We start from the raw sequence: 18916 nt of genomic DNA, 5'->3' as shown, positions 1-18916 counted from the left end.
GAGGAGCCAAACTAAGCTAAGAAGTCATTTTGAATAGTAAAACGCTAAAATATCATTTTTTGTCATTTTTTATTCTTGCGATCTTATTTTTTATTATCTGCACTTTATCGTCTCACTTGGCGAGCCCAACTCGTTACACCATTGACAAAACAGCACCTGTTTACTCTCAAAATGCTTACCGCATTGATGAGACTAAGTCGCTTACTCTTTCACAGTTTTTAAGTGAGCCGAGCAAACTTAAAAAAAAGCCTTTTAAGCACATTGAGTGGGATTTAGCCGCAAAAGATTACTGGTTAAAGCTCGATTTAGAAAATAGGCAACCGAACCCGATTGATTTGTTTATTCATTTTGATAACCCTATGGTTGACTACCTCACTGTTTATCAACTCAATGAACAGCAACAACTCACTAGCACGATTGAACTAGGTGATAAGGTCAGTGGGCTTTCTTTATTTCAATACAGTACACCACACACCCCTTTAACATTAAAGGGCAGTGAAAAAGTCTCTTTGGTCATAAAAGTAGATACTGTCGGGATCAGCAAAACACCCATCAATATTTACGGTAAAAAAGAGTTTCAAGACTTATTGCGTTCACAAGCTGGTATTTGGGGAATATTTATTGGCGTGCTGATTATGGCTGCTCTTTACAACCTTGTACTTTTTTTGGGTATCCGTGATCGTGTTTATCTCATTTATATTGGCTACATTATTTCTGCCCTCTTGTTGATGGGCTCTGTGCTTGGGTTTGGCTTTTACCTTTGGCCACTGTCTTGGCAATTATTTTTTAACGAAAAAATAGTGTTTAGTAATTACGCTATTGCCTTTTTTACCGTTGCATTTTGCACCATGTTTTTGCGCTATCACAAAGATAATTGCCGACTATATAAGCTGAGCCTTAGCTTCTTGGCTGTTCTTTTCAGCTTAGGTTTAATGAGCTTTTTTATGCTGGAGTATAACTCCTCGAAGATCTTTTTTGCCATGATGGTCATTCTTTATATTTTATGTATTACCATGATTTATAAGAAACTAATTAGTGGTTTCAGATGGGCGAAGTTTTATGTCATGTCATGGATACCGCTTATTATTGGTGCTGCTGTACAGCCACTGGAATTAACTGGCTTTATTCCTTACAGTTTTACAACTCGTCACTTGTTCTTAATAGCCATACTTTGTGAGATTGTTTTAATGGCAATGGCACTGGCTGACAGAGTGCGTTATCAACGCGAAAAAGCGCTGTATCACGCAACTCATACTCAACAAACAAAACTATTAAACCAAGCCATGCTCAAGCAAGGGTACATGAGTTTAATAAATGAAAAACGCAGCGCACATTTGTGTTTAATTAAGATTGAGCAATTCAATGCATTACTTAGCATCTTAAACCCGAGCCAAAGTAGTAAAATTATCACAACGGTTGCTCTTTCGTTAGAAAACCACTTAGCCAAGCATAGACAGTTTATTAACCTTGAATATGCACTGGATAATAGCCCTAAAATAGCTGATCTAGGCAATGGTATGCTGGCCTTTATATCAACTAAAATACAGCCCAAAAGCGACTTATACGATGAGTTAAGTAATATTGCTAAACAACTGCCAAAGCAATATAAAATTGCAGGCCTCGATTTGCAGCTTTATTACCGATTCAGCGTTACCGAACCCATTGAAAATGATGGCTTTGACTCTTGGTTACAACGAGGATTTCTCGCAATTTCTCAAAAACAGGCGATTAAAACTCTCGACTCTGCCTATGTTGATATGGATTTAAGCTTGGCTGCATCATTACAGCACGCTATTCGCAATGAGCAATTAGCGATATATTTACAACCAATCATTGATTTACGCACGGGCAAAATTGCAGGAGCTGAAGCCCTACTACGCTGGCCAAGTGCTCATCAAAATTTAAATATCGAACAACTAATCCAGCTTGCTGAACGAACGGGACTTATCAATGAATTGAGCTTATGGGTAATTGAAAAAGCATGTCAAACTATAGCAAAGCTCAATCAGCACGGACACAAAGAACATACGATTAGTGTTAACTTAAGTGCCAAAAACTTAGCCATTCCTAAACTGGTTGAAAAAATTGAAAATACCATTCTAAAACGAGGTATTTATGCCAATCAGTTAAAATTTGAACTGACTGAATATGCACTGATAAAAAACCACAAGGATATGACACGCTTTGTTAATGAGTTAAATAAATTAGGGAGCCAAGTGATTTTAGATGACTTTGGCACTGGTTACTCTTCCCTTAATTACTTAGTTAATTACTCGTTTAGCACAATTAAAGTAGATAAATCGTTTATTCTCGATTTAACCAATAACGATACTCACCAAGTGATCGTAAAAACAGCGATCGATATGGCCCATAACCTTGACATGAATATCACGGTCGAGGGGATAGAAGATCAAGAAACTGAGCAACTTCTTATAAAAATGGGGGCTGATCATGGCCAAGGCTACTTTTACAGCAAAGCCTTGGCAGTTGATGAATATCTTGAGCTTATCGGCACACAATCGAAATAGAGCGTGTTACACTACCCCTTTTACATCTTTAGGGGCCAAGTAAAGATGCAAGGTACATTGCGTAAACTCAAGTCGACTCACAGTACACCTGTACAATATCAACTACCTGTTGGTGATGAACTAGTACCTTTAAACGACTATATAGGAAAAACACTCACACTCACGTACACCGGTAATATCTTTTGTTGTAACTGTGGCAAGAAAACCAAAAAAAGTTACTCACAAGGACACTGTTTTGTCTGTATGCGCAAACTAGCAAGCTGCGATATGTGTATTATGAAACCCGAAACTTGTCACTATGACCAAGGCACGTGTCGTGAGCCACAGTGGGGCGAAGAAAACTGCATGATCCCGCACTATGTGTATTTAGCAAATACTTCTGGCTTGAAAGTGGGTATTACCCGTCATACACAAATCCCGACCCGCTGGATTGACCAAGGGGCAACTCAAGCCCTACCTATTTTTAAAGTACAGACTCGTTTGCAATCAGGTTTAGTTGAAATAGCGTTAGCCAAGTTTATTGCTGATAAAACCAATTGGCGTAATATGCTAAAAGGGCAATCTGACGTGCTCGACCTAAAGGCTGCTGCCACAGAGTTACTGCCACAAATAGAAGAAAAGTTAGATGAACTTGCCGAGTTATTTGGTGCAACAGCCATCGAAAAACTAGATGAGGACGTTGTGACTCTTGATTACCCTGTCGACGAATATCCAACCAAGATCAGCTCATTCAATTTTGATAAGGCTCCAGAGGTCTCAGGTGTTTTAAAAGGTATTAAGGGCCAATACTTAATTTTTGACACTGGCGTCATTAATATTCGAAAGTTTACTTCGTACGAAATCACCCTAAGCTAAACTATTTTTGAGTATTAAGATAAAAGTCATACCACTGCTGCTTCGTAATGGGGCGGCAGAAATAATAGCCTTGAATCGTGTCGCAGTTAAGCGCTTGTAAGTAGTTTAACTGCTCCACTTTCTCAACACCTTCTGCAACAACGTGTATATTCAAGCTTTTAGCCAATGTCACAATCGCCGAAACAATCTCACTATTACCATATTCATCAGGGACTTTAGCAATAAAGCTAGCGTCAATTTTAAGTGTATCGATAGGCAGCTTGGTTAGATAACTCAATGCTGAATAGCCTGTCCCAAAGTCGTCAAGTGTAATATGTACGCCCAACTTTTTAAGTGCCAGCAACTCTTGTTTAGCTTCACTAAAATGACTTATGAAGCAGCTCTCAGTGAGTTCGACTTCAAGTTTGCATGGGTCCACCTCATACTCTCTCAATAAGCGTTCAACATTAGAAGCCAATTGCCCTTGCCGTAAATGATTGGCTGAAATATTAATCGCTAAACGCCCTGCTTCAATATCATTTCGCTGCCATATCGCTAACTCTTTACAGGCTTGTTCTATAACCCACATATCCAGCTTTACAATTAAGCCAAGTTCTTCTGCCAATGGAATGAATTTAGCTGGGGAGATAACACCTAAGCTTGGCTCCTGCCAACGCAGTAAGGCTTCCACGCCACATATTCGGCCACTTTCAAGGTGTTGCTTCGGCTGATAGTACAGTTCAAACTCATCGTTTTCTATGGCCGTTTGCAAACGACTCATCATCGCAAGCCGCTCAAGAGAGCGCGCATTCATGGCCGGCTTAAATAATTGAAATGAGTTTCGCCCCACCTCTTTTGCCCGATACATTGCAATATCAGCATGTTTAAGCAAGGTAGCACTATCAATACCATCATCTGGAAACACTGCGGCTCCAATGGAAGCGGTTATCGCCACCACCTGCTCATTAATTAACAAAGGCATACTGACTTGTTGCAAGACCTGCTCTGCAAATCCAAGTAATGCTTCAACCCTCTCAACTTCGCATAAAAGTACAAACTCATCCCCACCTAGACGAGCTAGGGTATCTCCCTCAGGTAGTACAGATGAAATGCGCTCTGCAATTTGCTGTAAAAGGTTGTCACCTGCATCGTGACCTAGGCTGTCATTCACCTCTTTAAAACGGTCTAAGTCAACAAACATAACGGCTAATAAATCTTGATTACGCTTGGCTGCACTTAACGCAATTGACAACCTATCGTGAAATAACCGTCTATTTGGCAAGCCTGTAAGTTCATCGTAATACGCCAGTTGTGAGATTTTTTCTTCTGCTCGCTTACGCTCTGTTATATCACTAAAAATAGCCGCATAGAGTACTTCATCAACATTAGGATCTTTAATTTGAATAATCGTCAGCCATTCAACAAACTCTTCACCGCTTTTTTTACGGTTGCAAATTTCTCCTTGCCAAACCCCTTCATACTCTATGGCATGCCACATTTTTTGATAAAATGAACGGCTGTGTGAGGACGAGCTTAAAATGCTTGGTCGCTTGCCAATCACTTCATGTTCCTCAAATCCTGTGAGTCGAGTAAATGCAGGGTTAACTTGAATAATCGTGCCATCTTTACGAGTTAGCATGATGCCATCCAATGACGCATCAATAATTTTATTCGCTAAAAATAAATTTCGTTGCGACTTTTGTAAGGCAATATCGCGCTGCTCAATCGCTCGTTCAAGTTCACAGCAATACGCTGACTCTATTTCTGTGATTAAATCAGCAAACGAAATGACCCCACAAATATCAGTCTCTCTGACCGCTAAATGGCGAACATTATGTTCAGACATAAGACGATATGCATCGAACAAACTACTGTCGCTATCTATCTCTATCAATGGATAACTTGCGTATTGCCAACAAGGGTTAAGCCATTCGGTTTGAATAATTAGCCCAACAATATCTCGCTGTGTGATAATGCCATGAATATCTAAGGCTGGGTTATAAACAAGCACACTTTCTAGACGGCTCGTGCGCATAATTTCTACTACGCTTTCTATTGGCAAATTTGCATCAACAATGTCTAATTCAGTGCGATATTGTTCATGAATAGGACGAAATTGTAGGTAGTGATCAAGCCCTTGATTGTGCACAATATCCGACAAGCTCAACATACCAACAGGCTGTTTCTCGCTATTCATTACTAATAAGTGTCGAATACCATGCTGTTGAAAGCGCAGTGTCGCATCGCTCAGTAAACACTGACTAGGCACGGACACCACCGGTGCTGACATAACTTCATGAATAGGTACATTTTTAAATTCAGAGCTTGTAATATCAACATGGAGGCAGTCCGCTTCAGTCCATATACCAACAATGGATTGATCATGTTTAACAAAAATAGCGGTCACACTATGAACATGCATCAACCGCACAGCATCAACCAAAGGGGTATGTGCAGGGCACGATACCAGCTTTTGCGAAATAACATCCCCGACCTTTTGATGCCGTCTTGGTTGATTCATAAGTAGACTTACCTAGTTCTTACAGGAATTAGCAATTATAATCATTTCAATCTTTCGGGCTTTGATACAGGACAATAAATGCAATTTTCATTTCCTTTAATCATTTTTAGTGAGCAGGAAATAGCGCACCTTGAAGGTGAGAGCGACTTAAATGATTTTTTGTATGGTTTAACTAAGGAGCAAAGAAACGGGCTTTTATTATTGAATAAAGCTGGAAGGTACTTTGATTTATATAACAACGACGTGACACCAATCACAAGCACTGAACTGGCAACACGAGTGACGCAACAACTTGCACAAGAGGGTATCTGCTGCTTGAGTAAAGTAACTCAATTAACACCAGAACAAGCTTTTATGATGCTAGATAATTAAGCTGTATCCACCAGCGCTTTAATATGAGCCACAGCACTACGCCCTAGTGCTGACAAGGCATACCCACCTTCTAAAAATGACACAATTCCTTTGCAGCCTTGTTGCTGGCATAGCTCCGCTAATTGTGACGTAAGCCAAGCGTAGTCATCTTCAACAAATTTCAAACTTGCCATGTCATCTTCTAAATGTGCATCAAACCCCGCACTAATAAACAATAACTCGGGTTTAAATTCAGTTAATTTAGGTAACCACTGCTCATAATAAACCGCTTTTAAATCAGTCCCATCGCTGGCGATAGGCAGCGGTGAATTAACCAAAGTCGCATTATTTTCAACTGCTGTATTAGGATAGAATGGATGCTGAAATAAAGAGCAAAACAGTACATTGTCATCGTCTAAAAAGATGTCTTGTGTGCCGTTTCCGTGGTGAACATCAAAATCAACAATGGCAATGCGTTTCACCCCTTTGCTTTTGGCATACTGCACAGCAATTGCTAAATTATTAAACACACAAAAACCAGCAGAGGTCGTCCTGTTTGCATGATGACCTGGCGGCCTGACTGAACAAAAAGCGGCATCTAGCTTATCAGCAAGAACTTCATCAACAGCTAATAACCCAGCGCCAACGGCACGTTCAATTGCTTTCATTGAGTCGGGACACAGCCATGTATCACCATCAAGTTCTGCAAGGCCTGACTCTGGAATAGTTTGCTCTACGTGACGCACCAAAGACTCATCGTGGGCACGTAAAAAGTCTTCACGTGTGGCTTTTGGAGCTTGTAAATGAGTGACTGCAATATCAACACCGCTTGCCAGTAAGCGGTCAGTGATCATATCTAAACGCGCAGGACATTCAGGGTGATCTTCAATCATTTTATGTTTTCGACAAAATGGATGAGAGATAACAGCCGTTCTCATTGCACGCTCCTTGAAGTAATTGTCAGCCAATTATAACAAAGCCGCTTTTGAGCGGCTTTGCGACTTTGGTTTACTTTTTAGCTTGTAAATCTAGGTTTCTAAAATCAAAGCTAAAATCTGTTACGGCAGTTGAAACTGCTCGCATCTTGGCGCTTTCAACGCGGTTTTCGGGACTCATTTGAAACTCAATAAATGCATCGGCTTCAAGTAGCTTTTCATCCCACTTCACAATAAACGTATTACCCGTGTAATGCTCAAGCTGGCCTTTCAAACGTTTAGTATGCGTAAAGTCGATACGTAACTGCCCATTAAGCTCTTCGATTACCACATCACCATACCAGTTATCATGCAGTGTGCCTGTGTAATTTATATTTGGTAGCTTTGGTTGGTAATCTGCCGGTGTTTCTGGTTTAGCATTTGCGTAGGCTTTTTCTTTACCTTCAAAGTGCTTTTTAGCTAACTCTTCTACCCAATCTTTATCTTCCAAATCCAACGCATCTTCAAGCACTTCATAGGTAACTGCGGATAACGCACTAAATGCTTGCTGGTTAGTTAAAATAACGATACCAAGATTTTTTTCTGGTAGTAAAGTCACCTGAGAGACCATACCTAAAATCCCACCACCATGACCTAATTTTTTAATGCCATGAAAATCTTCAATACTCCAGCCTAAGCCATAGCCCCTAAATTGTTGATGGTACGCCTCGTATGCACTTTTCGATGCTAAAGAGGTAATATGCGGGTGCCACATTTGCTGTTGCTGCTGCTCAGTAAATAACTGTTCGCCATTTGGCATTTTGCCATGCGCAAGTTGCGTGCGTAGCCACTGGCTCATATCATTGACACTTGAAGCGATAGCACCAGCACCACGAAAGTCTTCTAAATAATTAACAAAAAACGGGTGTAACTGACCATCCATAGGAATATGCCCTGTGGCCCAGTTTTTATTACTTTCTGGAATGCGTGAAAAACCAGCTCGAGAGTTTTTCATATCAAGTGGCTCTAGAATATTTTTCTCGATGTAATCATTCCAGCTCATCCCTGACACACGTGCCACAACCTCACCAGCAGTCACAAACATTAAGTTGTTATACGCATATTTACTACGAAAACTACTGGCTGGTTTTAAGTACTTAAGACCGGCAATGATTTCATCAATCGATTTATCGGTGTCAGGCCAAATCATTAAGTCGCCCTGCCCTAAACCTAGGCCACTACGGTGACTCAATAAATCACGAATCGTCATTTCACGTGTTACATAAGGGTCATACAGGCGAAACTCAGACAGATGATCAATTACTTTATCATCCCAGCTTAACTTTCCCTCATCTATAAGCTTCGCTAAAGCGGCTGCAGTAAATGCTTTCGTATTTGAGGCGATACCAAATAAAGTGTCTTTATTAACCTTTTTACCCGTATCAAGGTTGGTCACACCAAACCCTTTTGCCAAAACGACTTTGTCATTTTCAACAATGGCAACAGCCATCCCAGGCACATCAAAACGTGCCATTGATGTTTCAATTACTTGCTCAATTTTTTCACTGTCGATATCAGCGTAACTAAAGAATGAACAGCTTGATAATAAGGCCGTAGCAACGGCTAGTTTACACAGTTTCATAATGTCCCTTGGTCGTTTTTATTGTTGTGAATAGCGAACTCTCTCGCTGCTCGGGTTTTATCTGGATCATCGCAACTTTCGCGCGCGAGTATTGAGTCACTGTAATCATTTGGCACGCCAGCTTCAAGCGCGCCGCGATGAACATGCTGTAGATACCAGTCGAATGGCAAAAGAGTAGCGTCTAATGTATTGGCAATATAACAATGTGCTGTTAATTGCTCTCCATCTAACAATTCAACACACACATCAACGCAGTCATAACGAGGGCCTTCAATCGTATCTAGCATCGCTTTTTCATCTTCATTAAGCTCATAGACGACCCCATAAACGAGTGCGTCTAACTGAGAGGTTTGGCGAACACTGCATTTCGCTGAGCCATCGGTACTGACCATATCAAATGTCAGCTCGTAACCTCTGAGTAAGGCTGTGCCTATACGTTTTGCTTGAGGTAATCGTGCCAACAACCGATTTGATGACATGTTTGAACCAAACGAAAAATTATAGATAGTCATAATTCACCTTACACAACAACACGAATAGCCAGCGCAATTAAGATCACGCCGATACCTCGATCAAACCAGAAACCACTTTTTAAGAAAAATTCTCGCACAGCGGCTTTTGATAACACCAGTGATAAACATGAAAACCACACCCAAGTTGCCAAAGCCATATACATACCATAGCTTGCTTGCACTAATACTGGGGTCTCAGGGCTGATAACTAATGTAAAGAGCGACATAAAAAACAGTGTTGCTTTTGGGTTCAGTGCATTGGTAAAAAAGCCACGTCTAAAAGCTTTATACACCGACTCAGGCTCAGCCTGAGCAAGCGTTTGCTGTGTATTATCAGCCGGTTTTGCACTACGTAAAGCTTGTACGCCTAAATAAGCTAGATAAGCACCCGCCACATATTTTAATGCCATAAATAAGCTCGGCGATTGCGATAAAATGAGGGCAACACCTAATACACAATAGGCAACATGAAGTAAAATGGCAGCCCCCACCCCCGCACTTGTCCACAGTGCATTTTGACGACCATGCTGAATACTTTGCTTAAGCACAACAGCAAAGTCAGGGCCTGGACTTGCAACAGCAAAAAAATGCGCAACTGCAATTAATAAAAATTCATCTAAATACGGCACTGATTATTTACCCTACTTTTTGTTCATCCAACGCCAGTAATAGCGGATTAGCACTACTATTAACTAATAACTTTATTTGCTTTTGCGCTTTCTTATACTGACCTCGTAAATGAGGCTTCAGGTATTTTTTAGACTGATTATCGCCTTTAAAATGCGATACCAAAGCATGCATAAATAAGGTTTGCGGTTCAGTCAATGCAGCTTGGCGATTGGCATAGGGGTTATAACCACATCCACAGCCCCCTTTAAACTGATACACAGTATTGCTCATCATCACACCAAACCCTAAAAAACAAGCAAGCGCGTCGCTAGCCTGTGGTAAAAACTCTTTACCGCCAGGAGGTAAAACACCAACATGATGAATTAATACTGTCGCCAGTGTTCCAGCAAAGCTCGCAACTAAGTCTTGTGGCTGATTTATTTGGTTTGGATTAAACGACACATTAATTAAGTGATTCGCAGGCACGATTAACTGAGCATGCTCTCCTCTTAGAGAAGCCTGAAATTCAAAATGCGGAAATACCTGCGGGACCAGCTGTGATGGTGATACTAAATTTACAGGCCACGCCTTCATCCCCGCATAGCCAACGACGCGAGAAAATACCGTTTTAGCCATATCTTCAACGCTTGTGACACTGTCTGGGAAAAACTGGCCATTGGGTAGTACAATCTGCGTCTTGTGTAAAAAGTAGTCGCTATCAAAATGCTCAACAGCCCATATAAATGTGTCTATCAGCCACTGTTGCTCCTGCTCGTCAAGTAAGGGAGCAGATTTAAATAGAGTTAACATATTTTACTCTTGTCCTTGCGCCCACTGCCATGCATCCGTGTTATAAAGCGGAACGGTTGATAAAGCATGGTGATGACTACCTGATGATTCTTTTGTCGAATATGATAAATACAGAAGAGTACGGGTTGGTGCATCGTAAATACGACGCACCTTCAATGACTTAAATAAAATACTCTTTGATGATTTAAATACCACATCACCGGATTTACTGCGGTCTATTTTTTGTAACTGTTCAGCAGTAATGGGGCCAGTTTGACGACAAGCAATTGACATATCTGAAGGATCTGCAAAATCAAGATCTGCTTCAATATGGCTGATATGACAGGTAACACCACTAATGATTGGATCTTGTTGCGATACCACTTTGATATCTTTAGTCGTAAATAATCCTAAACTTACAGAAGCCGCGTCATCGGAACAACCATTCAACAAGATGACTGAGGCTGTCAGTGCAGCAAGTTTTAGTGTCTTCATCTTCGTTATCCTTATTAAAAAGCGATAGTTGTCCATTTACAACTATTTGCTTGCTATGTTTCAATACTATCTCAAAATATCTTCAACAACGAGCACCTAAACAATGAAAAAATCGCTTGGTTTACTGTGTTTAATGTTCTTAAGTAGTACCGCTCACGCAGGCTACTCTATTAGCGCCGGTTTCGGCAAAAACTTTACTAATTCGGTGCAAACCGAAGAAAACCTAAAAATTGAGCTTGAGAATGACAGTCATTTTACTGTCAGCCTTGATAGAACCATTGATAATGCTCGTTATGGTTTCTTTTATTCAGCAACCGAACTTGATATGAAAGACCAAGCCAACAAGCAAGTCGAGATGCAATACCTGCTATTTCAAAGTGCCGTAGAAGTGCCCTTAACTGATCATATAGTTGGTTTTGTTGGTGCTCAAATTGGCGCAAATCACGTCAGCACTGATTTTGCTGACTCCGACACTTTTTTTACCTCAGGCTTATACGGTGGCGCAGAGTACCTATTTAGCGACCAAGCGCGTATTTATGTTGAAACTCGCTGGTTGGCGACTATTGTAAATAATGCAAGTAACATCTCATGTACTTTGCCTGCATCCGAAAACGAACAATGCCTTTGGCACTTCGATGGTGATGTATTAAACCAATTTCAAACAAACATCGGTTTTAGTTACCGCTTTTAAGGAAGAGCCCCCATGCCGCATATTGTTATTGAACATTCAGAAGATCTCCCTATTCTTCCTCAAGTGCTGGTTGAAAAAGTCCACCAAGCTGTATTCGACTCTGGTTTATTCGAATTATCGACCATTAAAACACGTGCCATTGCCTACCAACACTATGAACTAGGTGAAGGGAAAGATGGCTTCATCCATATTGCCGCATCTATCATGGAAGGCAGAACCGTTGAACAAAAGCAGCAACTAAGCGAACAACTACTTAATTGCTTAAGCAAGTACTGTCGGCGTTCTTACAGTTTAAGTGTAAACATTTATGATATGAGCCCTGATATTTATCGTAAGTGCTAATTTTACTGCGGCAGAAATGCCGCAGGAAGACGCTTAATTTCAATCTCAGGTGACAGGTATCCTGTGTATACAAGCCAGCGTTCATCATCCACATAGGTCAACCCTGATGAACGACTATAAGCACGCTCGGGTAATGCCATCACATCAAAATGCTGTTTTTTCACCACGTCATAATAACTAATACGATAATCACCAACGCGTACTTTGAAATAATAAATACGCGCATTATGGTATTCGTTCTTACTTACATATAACCACGAAAAATGCCTCGCTAAATGAATATCATCAACAAGTACTTGTTCCTGCCCCGTTTCATGGTGTTTTATCCATATAGCCTTATTGTTATCAGTAAAAAGAATATCACCCGATGATAACTCAACAGCATATTTAGCAGGAGAACTTATCACTTTACCAAGGTTATTACCTTTTAAATCAAATCGATAAACATAATCGTTGTCTGACACAAGAATAGATTGGTTATCACTAGACCACGTTGGTTTGCGTGCATAGGCAAATGGAATATTTAACGCTTGCCTCTTATCGAGTTTAAAGTCATATAGATAAAGCGTACTTTGCCCTTTATCCAGCACTGAAAACAAAATGTAGCGCCCATCCTTTGACCACGTTGGGTCAAATATTTGTCCAATAACATGTGGAAAGCTCGTCAACTGTTTACGCGAGCTTGCATCTGGGTTCACTATCCATAATTGAGAGCTGCCAGACTCATTTGATACATACAGTAGCTTTTTCTGCACCGAGTTATATTCAGGAAAAAGAGAGCTAAAATTAGTAGAGAGCATAGAAAAAGGTGAACTGGCAACTTGCTCATCAATTTTTAACCGTGTAATCACCTTGTCTATATCCCATTGATGAAAATAAACACTGCCATCAGCACTATACCTTGGCGAACTCATCCCTGCCACTTGAGTATTAATCAGCTTTTGCTGTTCAATATCGAAGAAAAAACCATAACGCTTCCCGCCTTTAGTTGCCGAAAAAACCAGTAAGTTCTTATTCGGATGCCAATCAACACCATGAATAAAAGCAAAGTTTGGAGTGAGTCGTTTAGCTTGCCCTGTTTGTACATCAACCATAAAAAGTGCTTGCTGGTCGTTTTCAACATTACGAGTAACCACAACATATTTTGCATCAGGTGAAAACGACACAGATTCATCGTTAATATGGCAATAGTCATCACAAGGAATAGATGTTTCGTGTAGGTTATCTGATTCCAAGTTCAGTAACTTAATGCGGCTTACCGTTTCACCGGCTTCGGTTACATACTCACCGATATAAGCGAGTGTTTTACCATCTGCACTGACATCAAGATCAGTTCCACCTTCGCGGCGACATTCACTCAGGACAACGCTCGTCGCATTCACAAGTGATAGTTTCACTATTTCGCACGCATTGCTTTGCGTATAACGATAGTAATATAAGGTGCTTGAGTCAGGGCTAAACACGGAGCGCCCTTCAGTCTGTGCACTGTCAGTTAACTGTTTTGCAGGGTGTTCAGGAAAATGGAGGTCACGTAAATATAAATCCGCAGATTTATCTAAGAGGCGCCATGAGTAAACTAAGTAATGTTGATCATTTGATACGGCAGGATAAATTTCACGTCCAGGGCTTGCTGTTACACTTTCTATACTATTTATCGGCATCACAAAGGCCGTGTGCTGCTTTGTTTGATAACTAGAAACATACCAAAATACACACGCAGCAAATACGCACAGTATAAATACAGCAGCAACACTATAAAGTTGAGAACGTTTGAAACTAGGTGTATTTTCTTTAGGCTGCTGTTCAATTTTTTCAGGTGATTGAACCAATCGATACCCTGTCTTACGCAAGGTTTCAATGTAACTTGAGTTTGGGTCTAATTCTTTAAACGCCTTACGTAAATGCCAAATAGCATTTGTTAACGCCTTCTCTCCAACAAAATGGTTACCATCCCAAACAAGATTAATTAACTCTTCGCGAGTAATTGGCTCAGGATAACGGGCAACTAAACAACCTAATAACTCGATGAATTTAGGCTGTAAAACGTGCTCACTATCATCACAAACTAGTTTATTTTCAAGGGGATTAATTGTACACCGACCCAAACGGTAGGCGTGATGAGTGGTTTCCATTAAGTCTAAACTTAACCTCTTTTTAGATTTCTAGACGTGTATTTAGCTATCAATTTATCTCAAATAACAATGATTAACCAGCATTATAATTGTCAATAAGTTGACAGCGCAAAAATAACAACACATTGATTTTAAACGAATAGATATTAAATAGATATAAAATAGAGAGATAAACGAGTCACTAAAGATTGCAGTTGTATTCACATTTTTATAAAAAAATTTACGTCAATACCGACAAACCGGGGTGTTGTTCACTGTAAATTTTAACTGCCCTTAAAAGAGCAGCGCTCTGGTTTCACACAACTAAAAATAAAATAAGTACAACTAGGAACGCCTGTGAGAAATCTACTAACTAAGCCTTGTGCAATAGCGCTTGCTGTTGCCAGTGGTTTTAGCCAACATGCACTTGCTAATGAAGCAGACATTGCACGCACAGCTAATACCAGCCCTGCAATCAAAGAACAAAACGAAACACCCGAAAAAATTATCGTTACGGGCTCACGTATAAAACGAGACAGCTTTTCGATACCCACGCCACTGGTTACTATGAACCGTGACGCAATCCTTGATACTGGGTTAACGAATTTATCTGATATTTTAGTCGATAACATGCCTGCGCTTAGTGAAAGCATTGGTAACACCACCAGCCAATCAAGTGTTTCTGCAACTGGTTTATCAACGGTTCAATTACGTGACTTAGGCGCTAACCGTACACTGACACTGATTGATGGTCGTCGTGTTGTTTCAAACAGCTACAGTGGTAATTACGTTAGTTTAAACACCATTCCTAGCGGCATGGTTGAACGCGTTGAAATAATTAGTGGCGGTGCATCGGCAACCTATGGGGCAGATGCGGTCGCAGGTGTTGTAAATATAATTACTCAATCGAAAAAAGAAGGCTTCGACTTTAAAGCCAATACAGGTGAAACAACTGATGGTGGCGGTAAAGAGTTTACCCTTGACTTAAATTACGGCACCTCATTTGCCGATGATCGCGGCTATGCATATTTCAGTGCTAACTGGGACCGTGATTTTGGCATGACGTTTTACGACCGTAAACGTGCGCAGATTGAAGATAGCTACGATTATGACCCTGATCGCATGTGTAATGTGATGCAAACAGCCGATGGCGACCAATGTATGCGCGACATCACTCAAGCTGATTGGGTAAGTAAGAGCGATGGTATTCCTGGCGGTGTATTCTTAGAAAATAATAACAACGACACACAATTTTGGTATGACGGTCAAACTCTACGTGATGACTGGAAAGGGAATGAAGAAATTTACGGCATCAACTCTAACCAATACGTGATGCTGGATGTGCCAAGCGATAACTTCTCAACGGCACTGAAAATCGACTTTGACTTAACAGATGACGTTATGCTGTACGCACAGGTACAATACAGTGACAGTGGCTCATTTAACAATAAGTCTCCAGAGGATGAGTACGAAGGAGCTTTTGTACCTCGCTATGATCCCGTCACTGGCGATCCACTTTCAGATGTTGCACCAGGTTATATTCCAATTGATAACCCTTATGTGCCGCAAGAAATCTTAGATGCCAACCCATATAAAGATCGTATTTATTGGGATCGTCGTTTTAGTGAAGTGGGTAATATCAGTACTGATAACACACGTAAAACGATTCGTAGCTGGGCAGGTTTACAGGGGACACTCTTTAATGGTGAATGGGATTGGGATGTATCAGCCAGCTATGGTCGCTTCACTCAACATCAAGTTCGTAGCAATGAGTTAAACACAGTAAAACTAAGCCAAGCTTTACAAGCTGAGGAGCTTGCTGATGGCACAATCCAATGTATTGATGAAGCAGCTCGCGCAGCAGGCTGCGTGCCTATCAATTTATTTGGCGAAGGGTCAATCACTGATGACATGGCGGCATGGATACGTACTAATCCGGTTATTGATACTGAAATTAAACAATATGGCGTAGTCGGTTACATTGCTGGTGACTTATTTGAACTACCAGCAGGCTCAGTGTCGGCTGTATTTGGTGGTGAATACCGTAAAGATAGCCAAGATCTAAAAACCAGTGATGATATGAAATCCGGTGGTATCACCTTTAACTATGTACCAAACTTCTACGGTGAAGTTGAGGTCTATGAGGCCTTTGCAGAACTTGCAATCCCACTGTTAAAAGATGCACCACTGGCAAAAAACTTAAGTGCTGAAACGTCACTTCGTTTGGCTAATTACAGCATGGAAAACGTCAATACAGTTGCCAGCTACAAACTCGGTATTTTTTGGGAGCCTATCGAAGGCTATGCTTTTAGAGCGAATTATGCACGTGCACAACGTGCGCCAACCATTACTGAACTTATGTCACCACCGCGTGGCGATTACGACAGCTATGATGATATTTGTGATGGTTTAACTGCAACATCAACTAAACCAGGTCACGATAACTGTCGCAAAGAGCCGACTTTAGCTGCGCAACTTGCTGCCGATCCTGATTTCGAATTTAACGATGAAAATAACAGTTATTCACCTGGCGCTGGTAATGAAAACTTGAAAGAAGAAACTGCCGATACGTATACGTTTGGCATCACAGTGGCACCTGCGTTTTTAGACAATTTCAACCTTGCGGTTGACTACTATGATATTGCAATTGTCGATGCAATTTCGCAGATCAGTAATGAAAACATCATGCGTGAATGTTACGACTCTGAAGTTGCGTGGGGAGCTGAAAACACCTTCTGTAATGATATTACCCGTAATAATGAAGGCAATATTATTAAGGTTTTACAACGCCAATATAACCTCGATGAGCTCACAGCTAGAGGCTATGATGTGGTTGCACAGTACAAGCTTGATTTTGACAGTTATGGTCAACTCTCGTTAAAGCTTGATTATAATCACGTGATTGAAAACTCACAGACCTATGAAGGCCTCGATGGTAGCTTAGTAACCAGTCATTACGCAGGCTATGGTCGCACTAAAGATAAAGCATCAATGTCGATTACTTGGCGTAATGATGATCTACGTATTCGCTGGCGTACAAATTTCTTAGGCTCGTTTAAAGCAAGCCAGAGTCTTGAAGAAGATTACAATGAGTATGTAGCCGAAAATGATGCCCGCTGTGAGGCTGGTGAAGATACCTGTATTAGTAACCCAGAAAAACTTGCCTACCAAGATTATGGCTCGTTCTTAAAACACAGCCTTTCAGCGTCTTACACTTTGTCACTTGGTAAACAAAGCCAACTACGCGTATTCGGTGGTGTAAATAACGTGTTTGATAATAAAGGTGATTTTTATCCTTCAGGGCGTGGTAATTATTACTCTGAGTATGGTGGGGGTAAAGGTCGTTATGTGTATGTAGGCGCACAATATAGTTTTTAACATTTTCATATAAACCCCAGCTAGACTGACAACAAAGGCGTATTTTTTAATGCGCCTTTTATCTTTTCCAGCTTTGCATCTCAACTAATCGAGACTCTGTACGCGCATACTCAAATGCCAGTTTTTGTCCTTGATATATATCACTAATGCCCGCCTCAGCGGAGATCAGCAGTAATCGACCTCTGTCATAAAACTCATCAACTAGAGCAATAAAGCGCCGTGCTTCATCATCTAAAAAGTGCTCTTGTAAATCCTGTTTTTCACGTTGATAACTGTCCTCAATACCATGCACAATTTGTTTACCCGTGGCTCCGCGTCCCATTACTGGCACATTGAGCAAATAAACACGCTGAAAGCGCTCTGCTAAATAAATGTAATCTGCTGTGCTTCTAGCCCCTGAACATAACGCCATAAAGTCAAACATAATGGCATCTTGAGCTTGCAGTTCACAGCGAAGATGACGATGGCAAACCTCTATCGTTGTTTGCTTTTGTACTGCTTGCTCTTGGTTTAAAAAGCGCTCTATTAGGGCACTTTTGTTATCAATAAAGTAATGTTCGGTTTGTTTACCAAAGCGAAAGCGATGATCGGTATTGCCTTCAACACTTAAAATATGACAATGATCATTTAACAAATCGATAGTGGGTAAAAATCGTGCTCGTTGTAAACCGTTGCGATACAACTGCTCAGGTTGACAGTTAGACGTCGCCACTAACACCACTTGGTGCTCAAACAAGGCTTTGAATAAGCCACCTAAAATCATCGCATCGCCAATATCAGAAACAAAGAACTCATCAAAGCAAATCAAACGAATGTTCTGTGCCCACTCCTTAGCAATAATCGTCAGTGGGTTTTTCTGCCCCTGTAGTTGAACCAAACGCTCATGTACTTGCTTCATAAAATGGTGAAAGTGCAAACGCTGTTTCGCATCAATATTGACCAGTTTGAAAAACACATCCATCAACATGGATTTACCACGCCCAACTGGGCCGTATAAATAAACCCCTTTTATTGACTTAGCGCTTTGCCACCAATGTCTTGGCGCAGCTAATTCTGTGGCTAGATTATCAAGCGCATTAATCGCTGTGCGCTGGGCATGGTCTTCATGCAGTTCGCCTTTGGCTATTTGCGCTTGGTAATACCTTAATATTTGTCCTTGCTGTACTGTCATAGGTCACTAGTATCCGCTATACTCGCGG

15 protein-coding genes are annotated in these 18916 nt (G+C 40.8%); 6 read left to right on the top strand and 9 right to left on the bottom strand.

Features of this window, described 5'->3' with window-relative positions; translation table 11 throughout:
* The first annotated feature begins 29 nt into the window (after window positions 1-29).
* Both NYF15_RS20005 and NYF15_RS20000 read left to right on the top strand, forming a co-directional pair.
* Window positions 30-2528, top strand: a complete 2499-nt coding sequence (locus NYF15_RS20005; RefSeq protein ID WP_371354469.1) for an EAL domain-containing protein — start codon at window positions 30-32, stop codon at window positions 2526-2528.
* Between the two features lie 45 nt (window positions 2529-2573).
* Complete coding sequence (locus tag NYF15_RS20000; RefSeq protein WP_371354468.1) at window positions 2574-3383, top strand: DUF2797 domain-containing protein; 810 nt, start codon at window positions 2574-2576, stop codon at window positions 3381-3383.
* Window position 3384: 1 nt separating this feature from the next.
* Here NYF15_RS20000 and NYF15_RS19995 read toward each other — a convergent pair whose 3' ends face one another.
* Window positions 3385-5883 carry an EAL domain-containing protein gene (locus tag NYF15_RS19995; RefSeq protein WP_237119971.1) on the bottom strand — a complete coding sequence of 833 codons (2499 nt, stop codon included), beginning with the start codon at window positions 5881-5883 and terminating at the stop codon, window positions 3385-3387.
* A gap of 78 nt (window positions 5884-5961) precedes the next feature.
* On the opposite strand from NYF15_RS19995, the gene NYF15_RS19990 reads away from it, so the two are divergent.
* Window positions 5962-6255, top strand: a complete 294-nt coding sequence (locus tag NYF15_RS19990) for a hypothetical protein (RefSeq protein WP_371354467.1) — start codon at window positions 5962-5964, stop codon at window positions 6253-6255.
* On the opposite strand, the gene NYF15_RS19985 is transcribed toward NYF15_RS19990, so the two are convergent.
* The 6 genes from NYF15_RS19985 to NYF15_RS19960 all read right to left on the bottom strand — a co-directional run bounded on the left by NYF15_RS19985 (window position 6252) and on the right by NYF15_RS19960 (window position 11195).
* Window positions 6252-7172, bottom strand: coding sequence for a histone deacetylase family protein (locus NYF15_RS19985; protein ID WP_371354466.1), 921 nt, complete (start codon window positions 7170-7172; stop codon window positions 6252-6254). The two genes, NYF15_RS19990 and NYF15_RS19985, sit on opposite strands and share 4 nt — an antisense overlap.
* Window positions 7173-7242: 70 nt before the next feature.
* Entirely contained in the window at window positions 7243-8790 is a 1548-nt protein-coding gene (locus NYF15_RS19980; protein WP_371354465.1) for a serine hydrolase, read from the bottom strand.
* Window positions 8787-9302, bottom strand: coding sequence for a gamma-glutamylcyclotransferase family protein (locus NYF15_RS19975; protein WP_130149445.1), 516 nt, complete (start codon window positions 9300-9302; stop codon window positions 8787-8789). The genes NYF15_RS19980 and NYF15_RS19975 overlap by 4 nt, the downstream gene beginning before the upstream one ends.
* Window positions 9303-9310: 8 nt before the next feature.
* Complete coding sequence (locus tag NYF15_RS19970; protein ID WP_130149444.1) at window positions 9311-9931, bottom strand: LysE family translocator; 621 nt, start codon at window positions 9929-9931, stop codon at window positions 9311-9313.
* 7 nt (window positions 9932-9938) lie between these two features.
* A complete protein-coding gene (locus NYF15_RS19965; RefSeq protein WP_130149443.1) occupies window positions 9939-10721 on the bottom strand; it encodes a hypothetical protein in 783 nt (260 codons plus the stop codon).
* 3 nt (window positions 10722-10724) lie between these two features.
* Window positions 10725-11195 carry a CreA family protein gene (locus NYF15_RS19960; protein ID WP_371354464.1) on the bottom strand — a complete coding sequence of 157 codons (471 nt, stop codon included), beginning with the start codon at window positions 11193-11195 and terminating at the stop codon, window positions 10725-10727.
* A 103-nt stretch (window positions 11196-11298) separates the two neighbouring features.
* On the opposite strand from NYF15_RS19960, the gene NYF15_RS19955 reads away from it, so the two are divergent.
* Together NYF15_RS19955 and NYF15_RS19950 are read left to right on the top strand one after the other, a co-directional pair.
* Complete coding sequence (locus NYF15_RS19955; protein WP_371354463.1) at window positions 11299-11886, top strand: hypothetical protein; 588 nt, start codon at window positions 11299-11301, stop codon at window positions 11884-11886.
* Between the two features lie 12 nt (window positions 11887-11898).
* The gene (locus NYF15_RS19950; RefSeq protein ID WP_130149440.1) at window positions 11899-12228 is read left to right on the top strand and encodes a 5-carboxymethyl-2-hydroxymuconate Delta-isomerase; all 330 of its coding nucleotides are present in this window, start codon (window positions 11899-11901) and stop codon (window positions 12226-12228) included.
* A 2-nt stretch (window positions 12229-12230) separates the two neighbouring features.
* On the opposite strand, the gene NYF15_RS19945 is transcribed toward NYF15_RS19950, so the two are convergent.
* A complete protein-coding gene (locus tag NYF15_RS19945; RefSeq protein WP_371354462.1) occupies window positions 12231-14360 on the bottom strand; it encodes a winged helix-turn-helix domain-containing protein in 2130 nt (709 codons plus the stop codon).
* Window positions 14361-14696: 336 nt separating this feature from the next.
* On the opposite strand from NYF15_RS19945, the gene NYF15_RS19940 reads away from it, so the two are divergent.
* Entirely contained in the window at window positions 14697-17717 is a 3021-nt protein-coding gene (locus tag NYF15_RS19940; RefSeq protein ID WP_371354461.1) for a TonB-dependent receptor domain-containing protein, read from the top strand.
* A 58-nt stretch (window positions 17718-17775) separates the two neighbouring features.
* Here the strand turns inward: NYF15_RS19940 and zapE are convergent, their stop codons facing one another.
* A complete protein-coding gene (gene zapE, locus NYF15_RS19935; protein ID WP_371354460.1) occupies window positions 17776-18888 on the bottom strand; it encodes a cell division protein ZapE in 1113 nt (370 codons plus the stop codon).
* Window positions 18889-18916: the final 28 nt, after the last annotated feature.

Origin of the sequence: Pseudoalteromonas sp. 68 DY56-GL68 (assembly GCF_041414825.1) — a bacterium.
Taxonomy (GTDB): domain Bacteria; phylum Pseudomonadota; class Gammaproteobacteria; order Enterobacterales; family Alteromonadaceae; genus Pseudoalteromonas.
The sequence above is the reverse complement of the archived record's forward strand: the minus strand, read 5'-3'. Positions and strand labels throughout refer to the sequence as shown.

Excerpts from the sequence above, each read along its gene's own strand:
- NYF15_RS20000 (WP_371354468.1), top strand. The coding sequence starts at position 2,574 with ATGCAAGGTACATTGCGTAAACTCAAGTCGACTCACAGTACACCTGTA.
- NYF15_RS19995 (WP_237119971.1), bottom strand. The coding sequence starts at position 5,883 with ATGAATCAACCAAGACGGCATCAAAAGGTCGGGGATGTTATTTCGCAA.
- NYF15_RS19990 (WP_371354467.1), top strand. The coding sequence starts at position 5,962 with ATGCAATTTTCATTTCCTTTAATCATTTTTAGTGAGCAGGAAATAGCG.
- NYF15_RS19985 (WP_371354466.1), bottom strand. The coding sequence starts at position 7,172 with ATGAGAACGGCTGTTATCTCTCATCCATTTTGTCGAAAACATAAAATG.
- NYF15_RS19980 (WP_371354465.1), bottom strand. The coding sequence starts at position 8,790 with ATGAAACTGTGTAAACTAGCCGTTGCTACGGCCTTATTATCAAGCTGT.
- NYF15_RS19975 (WP_130149445.1), bottom strand. The coding sequence starts at position 9,302 with ATGACTATCTATAATTTTTCGTTTGGTTCAAACATGTCATCAAATCGG.
- NYF15_RS19965 (WP_130149443.1), bottom strand. The coding sequence starts at position 10,721 with ATGTTAACTCTATTTAAATCTGCTCCCTTACTTGACGAGCAGGAGCAA.
- NYF15_RS19960 (WP_371354464.1), bottom strand. The coding sequence starts at position 11,195 with ATGAAGACACTAAAACTTGCTGCACTGACAGCCTCAGTCATCTTGTTG.
- NYF15_RS19955 (WP_371354463.1), top strand. The coding sequence starts at position 11,299 with ATGAAAAAATCGCTTGGTTTACTGTGTTTAATGTTCTTAAGTAGTACC.
- NYF15_RS19950 (WP_130149440.1), top strand. The coding sequence starts at position 11,899 with ATGCCGCATATTGTTATTGAACATTCAGAAGATCTCCCTATTCTTCCT.
- NYF15_RS19945 (WP_371354462.1), bottom strand. The coding sequence starts at position 14,360 with ATGGAAACCACTCATCACGCCTACCGTTTGGGTCGGTGTACAATTAAT.
- zapE (WP_371354460.1), bottom strand. The coding sequence starts at position 18,888 with ATGACAGTACAGCAAGGACAAATATTAAGGTATTACCAAGCGCAAATA.